The following is a 13,815-nucleotide window of genomic DNA, read 5'->3' on the forward strand; positions in this document are numbered from 1 at the left end:
GGTGATTCTTCCTCCCTCGACCCGGCGGCGACCGGTCATCCCGCCGACGCGGCGCCGACGCTGTTCTTCAGTTCGAGTACGAGCTGCGGACTCAGCGCGGCGCCGGCGCGGTTGGCGAACAGCGTCATCTCGTAGGCGATGTTGCCCAGCTTGGCCTCCTTGTCGGTGACCACGCCGAGGACGGCGCCGCTGCCGATCGCGGAGACCAGCACGTGGCCGCCCTCCAGATCGATGATGACCTTGTTGAGACCGCCCAGACCGTAGTTCCCGGAAGCGCCCGAGGCCAGGCTCGTGATGCCGGAGACGATCGCGGCGAGCCGCTCCGAATCCGCGTGCTCGCGCAGTTCGGAGACGGCGATGAGCAGACCGTCGGAGGACACGGCGATGGCGTCGACGACGCCGGCGGTCTCGGTGGCGAAACGGTTCAGGAGCCAGGTGAAGTCGGCCGCGGCAGCCCGCAGGTCCGTCGGCGAGGCCCCGCCCATGGAGGTGTCACCTGTCGACGTTGTCACTGCTCCGCTCCTTCCGGGAGGTGGTTCTGGTCGTGCGTGGCGCGGGGGGTGGCTGAGGACGTGGGGGATACGGAGGGAAGCGTACGTGGGCCGTCGGCGGGCTCGGCCCCCGCGTCGCGGTTGGCGCGGGCGACGGCGGCCTCGAACTCGTCGAGCGCGTCGCGGACGGCCTCGGCGTCGGCGGGCCGCAGCGGCTCCGCGGCCCTCCCCGCGCCCGCGTCCCCGAGGGTCGTCCGCAGGGTCGCCCCCCGCACCCGCCGCCGCAACGGCCGGACACCGCCGGCCACGGCCTCGCCGTCGGGGGCGGGCGGTACGCCGGGGTCGGTCCGGCGCGGCGAGCCGCTGCCACCGGGCACCTCGTCGTCGCGGTGCGGGGCGGGGCCCGGCTCCGTTCCGTACCCGGCGCCCTCCGTCAGATACGGCCGGTCCCGCTCGGCCCGCAGGGGGGTCTCGGTGCGCGGTCGCGGTACGAGCGGCGCCCGGGTGCCGTGACCGGCGGGCTCCGGGCCGGGCCCGGCGGAACCGGTCCGTCCGGTGGGGCGTGCTTCTTCCGGTGCCCGCCGCGAGGTGCCCGGCCGGGCCGGGAGGCGGCCCGGGCCGTCGGCCTCGGGCGCCCGCTCGGCGGGGGCCGCCTCCTCCGCGTCCCGGCGCCGGACACGGCGGGGGAGCGGGACGAGCGGGTCCCCGTCGGCCGGCACCGGCTCGGCGGGACCGGCGTCCGCGGCCTCCGCCGCGCGGCGGGCGGCCCACGTCGGGGTGCGGCCGGTGTGCTCTCCGGCTCCCGAGGAGGCGGGGTCCGCGGGCCGTGCGGCCCGCGACGCCGCCGGCAGGGCCTTGCGGGGCTCGGCGGGCGCGACCGCGGGGGCGTCCGCCGGGCTTCCGGCGACCGCGCGCGCACCGTCCGGGGCCGCCGTCCGCGTGCCCGCAGGCCGTCCGCCGTCGGCGGACGCCGACGGTGCCGGCGCGTCCGCCGACAGCGGACTCAGCGTCAGCAGCAGTGCGGACGGGAGCGCGATGCGGGAGGTGACGCCGCCGCCCGGGGTGCGGGAGAGCGTCACCGTCACACCCCAGCGGCGCGCCAGCGTGCCGACCACGAACAGACCCAGCACCTTCGTCGGCACCAGGTCGAGCCGCTCGCGGCGCACCAGCCGCGCGTTCTCCTCGGCGAGCCGCTCCGCGCTCATGCCCAGACCGTGGTCCGCGATCTCGATGTGCGCGCCGTCGCCGTCCGTCCGCACCGCCACCTCGACGGGGCTGCGCGCGGGCGAGAACGCCACCGCGTTCTCGATCAGTTCGGCCACCATCAGCGTCAGGTCGCCGATGATGTCCGGCTCGACCATGACCTCCGTGTCGGCCCGCAGCACCACCCGCTGGTAGCCCTCGATCTGCCCCAGCGCGGCGCGTACGACGTTGGTGAGCGCGGTCGGCCCCGAGTCCAGCACGGTCTCGCGGATGCCGGCCAGCAGCATCAGGCTGTCGGCGTTGCGGCGCAGGCGCACGGCGATGTGGTCGATGCGGTAGAGCCGGTCGAGCAGCGCGGGATCGGTCTCGCCGCGCTCGACGGCGTCGATCAGCGCGAGCTGACGTGCCGTCAGGTTGCTGACCCGGCGCCCCACGTTGCCGAACATCTCGGCGACGTTGCGCCGGCTGAGCACCTGCCGCTCCAGCAGCGCCGCCGCCGTGCCCTGCACATGGTTGAACGCCTCGGCGAGCTCGCCGATCTCGTCGCGCACGGCCACCGGCACCTCGCTCAGCCGCGGCGACCCCGCGTCCTCCGCGTCGTCGTCGGCCACCCGGGCGAGCTCGCGGCCCGCCACCTCGGCGACCTGTTTCGCCGCCCCGGTCAGCGCCGTCACCGGCCGCACCACGGACCGCCGTACGGCGACCGAGAAGCCGAGCCAGAGCACGAAGCCGAGCAGCGCCGCGGCGAGCAGCCAGCCGGCCCGCCACCAGGCGTCGGAGGAGGCGTCGTCGGCCCGGCCGGCGATCTGGTCGGTCAGCGAGGTGGTGATCTTCAGCCGGGACTCGGCCTGGGCGCGGTAGTCCGGGTAGGTGCCGAGCGCCGAGGTGAACGCGCGGCGCAGCTGGGCGGGGCCCTTGGCCTGGAGCGCGCTCGGATCGACCTGGAGTTCGGCGTACTGCTGGGCGATCGTGGCCTGCGGCCCGTCGCGCTCCATGCCGCCGAGCTCGTCGGCCTGCGCCTCGGTGGCGAAGCGGCCGAAGCGGTCGGCCTGGTACGTGTACAGCTGGTAGGCGCCGACGGCGCTGTTGAACTGGATCAGCGCGTTGCTGTCACCCGTGGTCGCGGAGAACACGTTGGTCTCGAACGCGCTGTGCGCGGCGTCGGCACGCAGCAGCGACTCCAGCATGTTGCCGGTGAACGTGGCGGCGAGCGCGGCGTTGCGGTCCAGGCCGAGTCCGTCGATCAGGCCCTTGGCGACGCTGGTGTACGTGGGGTCGATGTTGTCGGCGGGCAGATAGCCGGCCTCGACGTTCTCCCGGAGGCTGGTGAGACCGTTGACCTCGCGCAGGGCCTGCGCCTCGGTGTCGGGGAGCCGGTCGCCGAACGCCTCGCGCACCTTCTCCACCTGCGCGTCCACGGCCGCCTGCGCCTTGCGGTACCCCGTGGTGGACGGCTTCTCGCCGCTGCCGGCGGCCTCGTACCTTACGGAGAGCAGGATCGCCTGCTGGTACTCGTTCTGCACCTGGTCGACGAGGGCGGCCACCTGCACGCTGTCCCGTACGAGCTGTGCCGCGTCCGCCGCGTCGCGGGCCTGCCCCACCTGGTCGGCGATGAGGTACGACAGCAGCAACGCGACCACCGCGAGCGGGACACCGACGAGGGCGTTCAGCTTGCGCCGGAACGGCCACCGGTCGGCGAATCGACGGATACCGCTCGGCGGCGGCGATGGCGGTGCCGGCGCGGGGGTGGGCGAGTCCACCACGTTCGTGGACACCGAGCCTCCTTGTGGGCGTCATCACGGCGCGCAGGGTTCACGAAACCGCTGTTCGGATGTTGATCGGCTGCTGATCGGTTCGGGCAGGGGCACCTGGGGCACCGCGGATCCCCACCGGGCGACCCCCGCGCGCCCATGCCGGCCACACCGCTCCCCGTGGTCAACTTCGGTGAGACTACCGCCTCTTGTGATCCTTGACGGGCACGCTATGTCAAGAATCCGTTACAACCCCATCAGTCCCACCGGGGAACACACACCACATCTTCACAACAAGTCACCCACAGAAGTCACGTGTTGACCGGAAGACACTTGACTGATGAAGAAGCGGCTGGATTGGATCAGTCAGGTGCGGTGCCGGAATGACGCGTACCGTCGTCCTCGGCATGTGCCCCGGGTCCCGCCCGCGCGGCCGTGCCGTCCCTCCACCCTCCACCCCCGAGTTCCGGAACGGGAATTGTGACTACCGCGAAGAGCAGCAGGTCCAGCACGAGACGATCCGGAGCGGCTGCCGTAGCGCTCGCCGCCGCCACGGCCCTCCTGGCGGCGGGGTGCGGCTCCGACGACAAGAGCGACGATCCGCTCGCGGGCGAGAAGTCGGGCGACACGGTCGTCGTCGGCTCCAACAACTTCGCCGAGAGCATCCTCATCGCCGACATCTACGGCGAGGCGCTGAAGGCCAAGGGCGTCAAGGTCAGCTACAAGCCCAACATCGGCAGCCGCGAGACGACGTACGGGCTGCTGAAGAACGGCTCCATCACGGTGCTGCCCGAGTACAACGGCGCGCTGCTGGCGTACCTCGACGCCAAGGCCACGCCGAAGACGGTCGCCGAGACGACCGCCGCGATCAACGCGAAGCTCGACAAGAAGCTGGAGCTCCTGGAGCCGGCCGCCGCGCAGGACAAGGACTCCGTCACCGTCAACGCGGACACCGCGAAGAAGCACGGGCTGACCGACAAGTCCACCATCGCCGACCTCAAGGACATCGCGTCCGACCTGGTCATCGGTGGCTCGCCGGAGTTCCAGACCCGCCAGCAGGGCCTCAAGGGCCTGAAGTCGGTGTACGGCGTGGAGTTCAAGTCCTTCAAGGCGCTCGACGCGGGTGGTCCGCTCACCCAGGCGGCGCTGAAGAAGAACACGGTCCAGGCGGCCGACCTCTTCACCACCGACCCGACCATCACCAAGGAGAAGTTCGTCGTCCTCCAGGACCCGGAGAACCTCTTCGGGTTCGAGAACGTCCAGCCGCTCGTCTACAAGGGCGGGCTCTCCAAGGAGGGCGCGGACGCGCTGAACGCGGTGTCGGCCAAGCTCGACACGGCCGCGCTCCTCGACCTGGACGCGCAGGTGCAGCTCGAGAACAAGGACCCGCTGGACGTCGCCAAGGCATGGCTGAAGTCCGCGGGCCTCGACTGACGGCCCACCACCGGTGAGCACGACCGCCGACGAGCCGACCCGGGTGCCCTCCGCGGAGGGCACCCGGGCGGTGCCGGACGCGGGCGCCTCCGCCTCCCCGGCCGGGGCCCGCGTCGTCCTGGACGGTGCCGGGCTGGACGTCGGCGGTGTGGTGCGGCTCGCCGACAACGATGCCGCGCCGGTCGTCACGGCCGAGGCGCTGGCCCGGGTCCGGCGGGCCTGGGAGGCGGCCGAGCGGCTCGCCGCGCGCGGCCGGCTGTACGGGCGCGGGACCGGCGTCGGCGCGCACCGGCAGGTCGCCGTCGACGACGGGGACCAGGCCACCCACGGCCTGCGGCTGCTGCGCAGCCACGCGGGCGGCGGGGGAGCGGTACTGCCGGCCCGGCAGGCGCGCGCGATGCTCGCCGTCCGCACCAACCAGCTGCTGGCCGGCGGCTCCGGCATCCACCCCGATTTCGTCGAGGCCCTCGCCGAGGCGCTGCGGCTGGGTGTCCACCCGTCGATCAGCGAGTACGGCTCGGTCGGCACGGGCGACCTGACGGCCCTGGCCCAGACGGCGCTCACCCTGCTGGGCGAACGCCCGTGGCTGGGCGGTGACCGGACCGCCGAAACGGCGACCGGCCGGGCGGCGGCCCCGGCGGCGCCTCCGTCCGCGCGCACCGACGGGGGCGGGCCCTCGTGGGCAACGGGCGGGCACCCGTCGTCGCCGTACCGGGACGGTTCCCCGATACCGGTGCCGCGCAGGCCGCGGAATGGCGCGGGCAGCCCGGAGGCGCCGAACGTCCCGGAACTGCCGGCGGGTGTCCCGCCCGTGGCGCAGTCGACCGGTGCTGCGGGGCCGTCGTCCCCGTCCGTCCCGCCGGAGGCCGCCGCCTCGGGTGTTCCGGGGGCGGGTCTGCCTACCCCCGTGACGTTGCGGCCCGGGGACGCGCTCGCGTTGCTCAGCAGCAACGCGCTCGCGCTCGGGCAGGCCGCGCTCGCCTGCCATGAGCTGGACGTCCTGCTGCGGGCCGCGCACGCCGTGGCCGCGCTGTCGCTCGTCGCCGTCTCCGGGGCGACGGAGGCGTACGCCGCGCCCGTGCACGCCGTGCGCCCCTACCCCGGCCCCGCCCGCGCGGCCGCCGAGGTGCGGCGGCTGCTCGGGCTGCCCGACCGGCCGTCGCGCGGTGGCGGGCGGCGCATCCAGGACCCGTTCGGCTTCCGCGCCTTCCCGCAGGTGCACGGCGCCGCGCTCGACGCCGCCGACCGGCTGCGGCACGTCGTCGAGACCGAGATCAACTGCCCCACCGAGAACCCCCTCATCGCCCCGGCGGACGACGCCGCGTACCACCACGGCGGCTTCTACGCCGCGCCCCTCGGCCTCGCCCTCGACGGGGCGGACCTCGCGCTGCTGGGCACCGCCCAGCTGTCCGCCGCGCGGCTGTCCGCGCTCGGGCGCGCGGACCTCACCGGGCTGCCGGCCTTCCTCGCGCAGGGCCCGGCGGGCAGCTCCGGGACGATGATCCTGGAGTACACCGCGCACTCCGCCCTCGCCGAGCTGCGCGCGTCGGCGGCTCCCGCGTCGGCGGGCCACGCCGTGCTCTCGCAGGGTCTGGAGGAGGCGGCCGGGTTCGCGTCCCAGGCCGCCCGTCAGGCGCTGCGGGCGGTGGACGCGTACCGGACAGTGCTGGCGTGCGAGCTGGTCGTGGCGGTGCGGGCGCTGCGGCTGAGCGGAGCGGGGCGGGAGGTGCCGGCCTTCGCCCTCGCGTCCGCGGGGCTGCCGGCCGCGACGGAGGATCGTCCGCTGACGGCGGACGTCTCCGCGGCGGCGGAGCGGCTACGGCATCTGGCCGCGCTGTAGCGGCCGGCCGCGCGTGCGGGGCTCCGCCCCTGCGCCCCGGGGAGGGGAGCTTGGGTCGCGTTGTCGACTGACACCGGTGGGGGCTGGTCGCGCCCCGCGGCGGAGCCGCACATCAGACACAGCCCCGCGCCCCTTGAAGCCAGGGGGTGCCCCCTGCTTTCAAGGGGCGCGGGGAACTGCGCGAGCAACCACACTCCACCCGCACCCGAGAACGCACGGCACCGCCCGCAAGGGCGCGGGGCCGGGTCGGCCCCGAGTCACCAGCGCCCCGGAGGGGCCCCGCCCCGCCCGTCCGTCCGCCGGGGCGGTGGCCGGGGGCCGGCCCGCGCGCCGTCCCCCGCCCCGCCCGGAAGGGGCTAGCCCTTTCGGGCGACCGCGCCGTACATCGCGATGTCCTCGTCGCGGATCCCCTGCTCGCCCAACCCGTCCGGATGCCACTTGTGGACCTGGACGATCCCGGGATCGACCAGGTCGAGCCCCGTGAAGAACTCGTGCGCCTCGTCGATCGTCCGCAACCGCATCGGCATGTTCCGCGCCGCGTACTCGCGGGCCACCCGCCCGACCTCCTGCGGAGCGAACTCCGCCGTGCCGATCGACATCGCCAGATAGCTCCCGGACGGCAGCGGCTCCAGCAGCCGCCGTACGACGCCCACCGCGTCGTCCGCGTCCAGCATGAAGTGGACGATCGCGATGACCGTCAGGGCGACCGGCTGCGACAGGTCCAGCGTCTCCCGCAGTTCCGGCGCGTCCAGGATGCTCCCCGGATCCCGCATGTCCGCCTCGACGTACGCCGTCTTCCCCTCGGGCGCGCTGGCCAGCAGTCCCTGGGAGAGCGTGAGCACGATCGGGTCGTTGTCGACGTAGACCACCCGTGACGCGGGCGCCACCGACTGGGCGATCTCGTGCAGATTGGGGGAGGTCGGGATGCCGGTGCCGATGTCGAGGAACTGCCGGATCCCGGCCTCCTCCGCCAGCCACCGCACCGCGCGGTTCATCCAGTCGCGGTTGGCACGCATGTGGATCGGGAGCGCGGGCCACTCCCGCGACATCGCGTCGCCCGCCTCCTTGTCGGCCGGGTAGTAGTCCTTACCGCCCAGGATGTAGTCGTAGATGCGCGCCGAGTGCGCGCTCTCGGTGTCGATACGGTCGGCAGGCCATCCGTTGTCGGGCAACGCGGCCCTCCCCTCACGTCGTAGGTGCAGTGACAACGACCACAGGAGACCAGGAGTTTCCGGAAACCCTCAAGTCCCCGGGGCAACAGCCGAGTTCACAGCTCCTTGCGGATCTCGCGGAGCACCGACTCCGTCTTCCGGGCCGGCGCCGCCTGCGCCCCGAGCCGGTCGAGCGCCTCGCGGTACACCACCACGTCGTCCTGCTTGTCCAGATACACCGCGCCCACCAGCCCGTTCAGGTACACGATGTCCGGCAGCTCCCGCGCCCGGAACCGGAAGACATGGAACGCGCCCGCCCGCATCGCCGGGTGCGGACCGTTGGCGAACGGCATGATCTGCACCGTCACCTGCGGCAGCCGGTTGACCTCGGTCAGATGGTCGAGCTGCTCCCGCATCACCTCCGGACCGCCCACCGGCCACCGCAGCACCGTCTCGTCCAGCACCACCCATACCCGCGGCGGCGCCGGCCGCGACAGCAGCTCCTGGCGCCGCATCCGCAGCTGCACCCGCCGCTCGGTCGCCTCGGCCGACGCGTGCGGGTTCCCCGCGGTCAGCAGCGCCCGTGCGTACGCCTCCGTCTGCAACAGCCCCGGCACGAACTGCGGCTCGTACGCGCGGATCTGCAACGCCGCCTGCTCCAGGCTCAGATACGCCGCGAACCAGTCCGGCAGCACATCGCGGTAGGTGTGCCACCAGCCGCGCTTGTTGGCCTCCCGCGCGGACTTCAGGAACGTGTCGATCTCCTGCTGGTCGGTGACGCCGTACGTCTGCAACAGCTTCTCGACGTCCGGCAGCCGCAGCCGGGCCACCTTCGCGGACTCCATCCGCCGGATCGTCGAATGGCTGACGCCGATCGCCTCACCGGCCTCCTCGAAGGTGAGCCCGGCCCGGCTGCGCAACTCCTCCAGCTGACGGCCGAGGATCATGCGCAGCACGGACGGCGCTCCGCCCCAGTCGGTCTCCGTGCTCACGCCACCCCCTCACGTCGGGATCACAGCCGGCTCACATCAGGTCCGGGGTCACAGTCTGTCACGATCGCCCGTCCGTCGAAGCGCCCTGTGCCTCACGAATTGCAATTTTCAACTTGCCGGTTGCGGGCCGTCGTTGGCAGGTGCCACAGTGTCCATACCGTCAGGCATCGGCGAACGGCGACACGCGCAGTCCGGTGGGGGGACACGGGACTGCTGCCGGTTCCGTTCCGGCGCGGGCCGACAGGGCCCCGCGACCATGGCGGGCCACCCAGGACCCGCGACGACGTACGGGCGGCAGCGCACCGGCACCGTCCGCGGTGCGACGGCAGACGAAAGGCGAACGGCGATGGCTCCGCCCCCCTCCCCGCAGCCGTTGGGCCGGCCCCCGGGTCCCGGCCGGCCCGCCCCCCGGGCGGGCATCTTCGGCCTCCCGGCCGCCCCCGCCTCCGTGGCCCTGGCCCGCGGCCATGTCCGCGGCCTCCTGGAGGAGTGGGAGTTCGGCCCCGAGACCTGCGACAACGCCGTTCTCGTCACCTCGGAACTGGTCACCAACGCGGTGATGCACACGGCGAGCGACCGCATCGTGTGCCGGCTGCGCACGGACGGTGACCGCATCCGCGTCGAGGTCGAGGACGAGAGCCGCGGCCCCACCCTGCCCGAACAGCGCATCTCCCGCCCCGACGACCAGGGCGGCCGGGGGCTGATGCTCGTCGGCGTGCTCAGCAGCGACTGGGGCGTACGGGACAGCCCCTACGGGCCCGGCCGCATCGTCTGGGCCGAACTGCTCCCCGAGCCCCCCGACCAGGACTTCGAGGACGCCGACGAGGACGCCGACCAGGGCGCCGTCCCCGTGCCGACCACGGGCCTCACCCCGGTCGTCGCCGCGCCCTTCCCCGTCTCAGCCCCCGCTTCCGCTTCCGTGCACGACATCCGGCCCGTCCCCCACCTGGCCGAAGGACCGCACCCGCATGAACCCTCAGCGCACCCCTGACCCGTCTCTCCGGGCCGGGTCGGCCCCCGACCCGTCCCTCGGCGCCCTCGGTCTGCCGATCCCCGACGACCTGTCCGGCGGGCTCGGCCACGACGCGGTGGGCACTACTCCCGAGCACGGCAGACGGATCATGGACTGCCTGCCCCGCATCGGCTGCGTCTTCGCCGACGACCGCCAGTGGTGGTGGGTTGTGCCCACCGGTTCCCAGATCGGCGTGGCCTGGCCGTCCTCCACGCGGTACGCGGTCGGCGCGGCGCTCGCCGGACAGCGGGACCCGGGCCGCCCGGCGCCGGCCGGACCGCCGCTTCCCGGGCCGGCGGGCCGGGTCAGGCTGATTCACCGGCCCGATCACGACTCGCCCTACACCCCGCCGATCCCGCTGTACTTCCTCACCTGCCGTCTCGCGGGCATCACCCCGCAGTGGTCGCTGGCCGCCGTGGGCTGAACCGTCCGCCGCCGGGTACCCGGGAGGTTCCGGTTGCGCCGAGACGGTGGGGATGGCAGGACGGTAGGACCATGAACACAGACAGCGACAGCACGATCCCGCGCGAGGTCTTCTCCACCGACTCGGTCTTCGGGGCGCCGTGCTGGGTGAGCCTGACGACGCGCGACCTCGATGCCGCCGAGGCGTTCTACGCGGCCGTGTTCGGCTGGACCTTCCGCTCGGGCCGGCTCGGCGACAAGTTCCGGACGGCCCTGGCGGGCGACGTGCCCGTCGCCGGGCTCGCCGCCGTCGCCTCGGTGTACCGGATGGCGGTCGCCTGGACGCCGTACTTCGCCGTGCCGAGCGCGGACGAGGCGGTGGCCCGCAGCCGGGAGCGCGGCGGGACGACGGCGGTCGGCCCGATCGCCTTCCCGCCCGGCCGCGCCGCCCTCCTCGCCGACCGCGACGGAGCCGTCTTCGGCATCTGGGAGGGCCGGCTCGCCACCGGCTGGGAGGAGTGGCGCAAGGCCGCCCCGGCCTTCGTCCGCCTGCACACGCGGGACGCGTTCGACGCGGCGATCTTCTACGGCGAGGTGCTGGAGTGGGCGACCGGGCGCGAGGGGTGCTGCGAGGTGCAGTACGACGGGGCGGAGGTCGTCCTGCGCAGCGGGGGAGAGGCGGTCGCCCGCATCCACTCCGGCGCGGTCGGCGCGGCCCCCGACCCCACGATCCGCCCCCACTGGCAGGTCCACTTCACGGTGGACGACGTAGACGCCTGCGTGGCCGCGGCGCGGGCGCACGGGGGAGGGGTGGTGCGCTGGACGCCAGGCGCCCCTGACGCCCTCCTCACAGACCCCGACGGAGCGCGCTTCACGGTGACGGGGGGAAGGGGGTAGCCCCCGGGCGGCCCTGGGGCGGCTGGGGTGGTTGGTTCGGTGCGGCTGCGTCGTGGCCGGTCGCGCAGTTCCCCGCGCCCCTTAAAAGCAGGGGACGCCCCCCAGTCCTTCAGGGGGCGCGGGACTGTGTCGATGTGCGGCTACCGCCGCGCGGGCGCGAGAAGTCCCCACCGGCGGTCGGCCGACAACGCGCCCGAACCCCTACGCCGCAGCCGCACCCCTTTTGTTCCGCCGGCGGAACACCTTGCGGCGCGGCTCCTGCTCCGGCACCCACCCGAACATCAGGCACGCCCCGACCAACCCCAGCAACAACCCCACCAGGAACCCACCGAGGTTCGACGTCAGCCACGTCCCCAGCGTCGACAACGCCCCCACCACCGAATAGAACAACCGCTGCCCGGGACTCACCAGCGCCAGCACCCCGCACAGCACCATCACCGACGGCAGCAGATACCCCGCCACCCCCTGCATCCCGACATGCAGCACCACCTTCAACGACGCCTTCTCCGTCAGCAGGATCTCCCCGCCGGCCAGCGCCAGCAGCACCCCACCCCAGAACGGCCGCCGCGCCCGCCACCGCCGGAACCGGCCGCCGCCACCACCACCGGAACCCACGTCAGCACCCGGAGTCGGAGAAGCGCATCCTCAGCCCCGGCAACTTGAAGACCCCCGCCGTCGTGGCGTAGTTGGTCTGCCGCAGGTTGTTGATGTGCACGGTGTCGGCCTGCTGCCCGAACACCCCCGGTTTCCCCTGCACCCCCGCCTTGGTCATGGTGCTCGCGTCGTTGCCGATCTCGATGTTGTCGAACGCCGCGTCGCCCGACAGCTGCGTCGAGTCGGTGGTGAGGTCCTGGGCGGTCACCTTGTCGTCCCCGCCCCCCGCCGTGATCAGCAGGTTCGTGCCGCCGAGGTCCACGCTCTGGCAGAGCTTGGTGAGCGTCGCCCTCTTGATCGCGGAGGTGATGACCAGCACCTGCCCACCGGTGTCACCGGTGTTGGGGCTGCCCTCCGCCATGTTGTCCAGATCGCCGAACTGCTCGAACCCCGTGCCGTCGAGCTCGGTCGCGGTGACCGTGAACGGCATGCCGGAGATGAAGAACTGCACGCCCAGCGCACCCTGGGCGGTCGCGACGATCAGCCCCGCGGCGATCGCGGTGGCCGGCACCGCCAGCACGGCGGCGCGACGCAGCCGGACCCGTCCCCGTCTCTCGGGCCCGGCGGAACCGTCTTCCGGGGGCTCGGGCAGGGAACCGGTGGATGCCGTGTTGTCCGTGGACGAGGTCATGTCTGCTCCTGGGCACAGTCAATGCGGATGGAACCGGATTCACTGGCGCGTTGTCCTGGCGCGGACAGCGCCTGCCGCGCACGCCTCCTCACGCCTCCCGGCGTGCACAAGGGCTTGCTCGTTACGCGGCAGTAGCCATCAAGGAAGTTACCGATGGTTACACCGAAGGGTCAAGGGAGCTGTGGCAGAAGGATGTTGATTGTGGTGATCATGTGTCGGCGACTGCCACGTCCGTCCGCCCCGCCCCCGCCGCTGACCTGCGCCCCCGCCCCGCACGCACCGACCGACAGGGCGAACTTCCGTGCGCACCCTTGACGTTGACGAACCCTCAGGTCTACAACTGCCTCTGATTTCCTTCCGGATCCGTGGCGCCGGATCCGTCCGCACGGCGCAGTCACTCTCCCGGCCCCGCCTCTCGGGGCGTCGTGACACCTCTGCCGCGCCGTGCGGTGCAGTGCAGTGCAGTGCAGTGCAGTGCACGGATCCTTCACACAGCTCACAGCTCACGCGATCCGCGTTTCCCGCGGCACCGGCACGGCCCGCACTCTCCCCCTGTCCGCGGCCCGTGCCGGGTCCGCTCTGCCGCCGCCGGCCCCGTCACGCACGGAGAAGGCGTGTCACGGGCCGGCGGCGGTGACCCTCCTCGCACCCCCACTCCCGAGAAGAGGCATTCCGATGCGTACGACCCGCACCCGCACCCTCCTCGCCCTCGCCGGCGCCGCCGCGGCCCTCGCGCTGTCCGCGGCCTCGCCGGCCGCCGCGGCCGACACGGTCCTCACCACCGGCAGCGCGGGCGGTGACGCCGTCGCGGTCGGCGACGTGCTCAACGCGTCGCTCGCCAGTGGGACGTCGGCCACGCTCTACTCCAGCGCCACCGGCACCAGTGGGGTCTCCTGCACCTCGTCGGCCTTCACCGCCGCCGTCACCGGCAACCCGGCGGCGCCGGGCACCGCGACCGAGTCGCTGACCGGGCAGACGTTCGACGCGAGCAGCTGTTCCAGCAACGTCTTCGGTGTGACGGGGGTGACGAGCATCGCGGTCGACAACCTGCCGTACGACACGACGGTGACGTCGGACGGGGTGGTGACCGTGACCCCGCAGGCCGGATCCACCATCCAGACCACGGTGAAGCTGCGCACGTTGCTCGGCAGCATCACGTGTGTGTACCAGGCGCCGAGCCTGGACGGGACGGTGGACGAGGGCGCGAACGGGATCGCGTTCAGCGCGCAGCACTTCACCAAGGTGTCCGGATCGTCGCTCTGCTTCGCCAACGGGTACTTCACGGCGACATACGCGCCCGTCACCGACACGACCCAGCCCGGCTCCCCGACGGTCTACGTCAACTGACCCGAGCTTT

General features: G+C 73.3%; 12 protein-coding genes. 6 read left to right on the forward strand and 6 right to left on the reverse strand.

Annotated features, from left to right (window positions below; all coding sequences use genetic code 11):
• Positions 1 to 35: 35 nt before the first annotated feature.
• Together OIE12_RS26045 and OIE12_RS26050 are read right to left on the reverse strand one after the other, a co-directional pair.
• Positions 36 to 512, reverse strand: coding sequence for a roadblock/LC7 domain-containing protein (locus OIE12_RS26045; RefSeq protein ID WP_329139300.1), 477 nt, complete (start codon positions 510 to 512; stop codon positions 36 to 38).
• Positions 509 to 3,469: a sensor histidine kinase gene (locus OIE12_RS26050; RefSeq protein ID WP_329139302.1), complete on the reverse strand. Its 2,961-nt coding sequence runs from the start codon at positions 3,467 to 3,469 to the stop codon at positions 509 to 511. Before OIE12_RS26050 ends, OIE12_RS26045 begins: the two co-directional genes overlap by 4 nt.
• Positions 3,470 to 3,922: 453 nt before the next feature.
• Here OIE12_RS26050 and OIE12_RS26055 point away from each other — a divergent pair, with 453 nt between their 5' ends.
• Complete coding sequence (locus tag OIE12_RS26055; protein ID WP_329142221.1) at positions 3,923 to 4,879, forward strand: ABC transporter substrate-binding protein; 957 nt, start codon at positions 3,923 to 3,925, stop codon at positions 4,877 to 4,879.
• A 13-nt stretch (positions 4,880 to 4,892) separates the two neighbouring features.
• Complete coding sequence (locus OIE12_RS26060) at positions 4,893 to 6,719, forward strand: aromatic amino acid ammonia-lyase (RefSeq protein ID WP_443053909.1); 1,827 nt, start codon at positions 4,893 to 4,895, stop codon at positions 6,717 to 6,719.
• A gap of 356 nt (positions 6,720 to 7,075) precedes the next feature.
• Here OIE12_RS26060 and OIE12_RS26065 read toward each other — a convergent pair whose 3' ends face one another.
• Together OIE12_RS26065 and OIE12_RS26070 are read right to left on the reverse strand one after the other, a co-directional pair.
• The gene (locus OIE12_RS26065; protein ID WP_329139304.1) at positions 7,076 to 7,891 is read right to left on the reverse strand and encodes an SAM-dependent methyltransferase; all 816 of its coding nucleotides are present in this window, start codon (positions 7,889 to 7,891) and stop codon (positions 7,076 to 7,078) included.
• Between the two features lie 95 nt (positions 7,892 to 7,986).
• Positions 7,987 to 8,862, reverse strand: a complete 876-nt coding sequence (locus OIE12_RS26070; protein WP_329139306.1) for a helix-turn-helix domain-containing protein — start codon at positions 8,860 to 8,862, stop codon at positions 7,987 to 7,989.
• A 346-nt stretch (positions 8,863 to 9,208) separates the two neighbouring features.
• On the opposite strand from OIE12_RS26070, the gene OIE12_RS26075 reads away from it, so the two are divergent.
• From OIE12_RS26075 to OIE12_RS26085, 3 genes are all read left to right on the forward strand, one after another.
• Entirely contained in the window at positions 9,209 to 9,853 is a 645-nt protein-coding gene (locus OIE12_RS26075; protein WP_329139308.1) for an ATP-binding protein, read from the forward strand.
• Positions 9,831 to 10,298 (forward strand): hypothetical protein, encoded by a 468-nt coding sequence (locus OIE12_RS26080; RefSeq protein WP_329139310.1) that lies wholly within the window; start codon positions 9,831 to 9,833, stop codon positions 10,296 to 10,298. The genes OIE12_RS26075 and OIE12_RS26080 overlap by 23 nt, the downstream gene beginning before the upstream one ends.
• A gap of 71 nt (positions 10,299 to 10,369) precedes the next feature.
• The gene (locus OIE12_RS26085; protein WP_329139311.1) at positions 10,370 to 11,173 is read left to right on the forward strand and encodes a VOC family protein; all 804 of its coding nucleotides are present in this window, start codon (positions 10,370 to 10,372) and stop codon (positions 11,171 to 11,173) included.
• Positions 11,174 to 11,374: 201 nt separating this feature from the next.
• On the opposite strand, the gene OIE12_RS26090 is transcribed toward OIE12_RS26085, so the two are convergent.
• Together OIE12_RS26090 and OIE12_RS26095 are read right to left on the reverse strand one after the other, a co-directional pair.
• A complete protein-coding gene (locus OIE12_RS26090) occupies positions 11,375 to 11,788 on the reverse strand; it encodes a DUF6114 domain-containing protein (protein ID WP_329139313.1) in 414 nt (137 codons plus the stop codon).
• Position 11,789: 1 nt separating this feature from the next.
• A complete protein-coding gene (locus OIE12_RS26095) occupies positions 11,790 to 12,458 on the reverse strand; it encodes a DUF6230 family protein (RefSeq protein ID WP_329139315.1) in 669 nt (222 codons plus the stop codon).
• 675 nt (positions 12,459 to 13,133) lie between these two features.
• On the opposite strand from OIE12_RS26095, the gene OIE12_RS26100 reads away from it, so the two are divergent.
• Positions 13,134 to 13,805, forward strand: a complete 672-nt coding sequence (locus OIE12_RS26100; protein WP_329139317.1) for a Tat pathway signal sequence domain protein — start codon at positions 13,134 to 13,136, stop codon at positions 13,803 to 13,805.
• The last annotated feature ends 10 nt before the right edge of the window (positions 13,806 to 13,815 follow it).

It is taken from the genome of Streptomyces sp. NBC_00670 (assembly GCF_036226765.1).
In the GTDB taxonomy this organism is placed as follows: Bacteria; Actinomycetota; Actinomycetes; order Streptomycetales; family Streptomycetaceae; genus Streptomyces.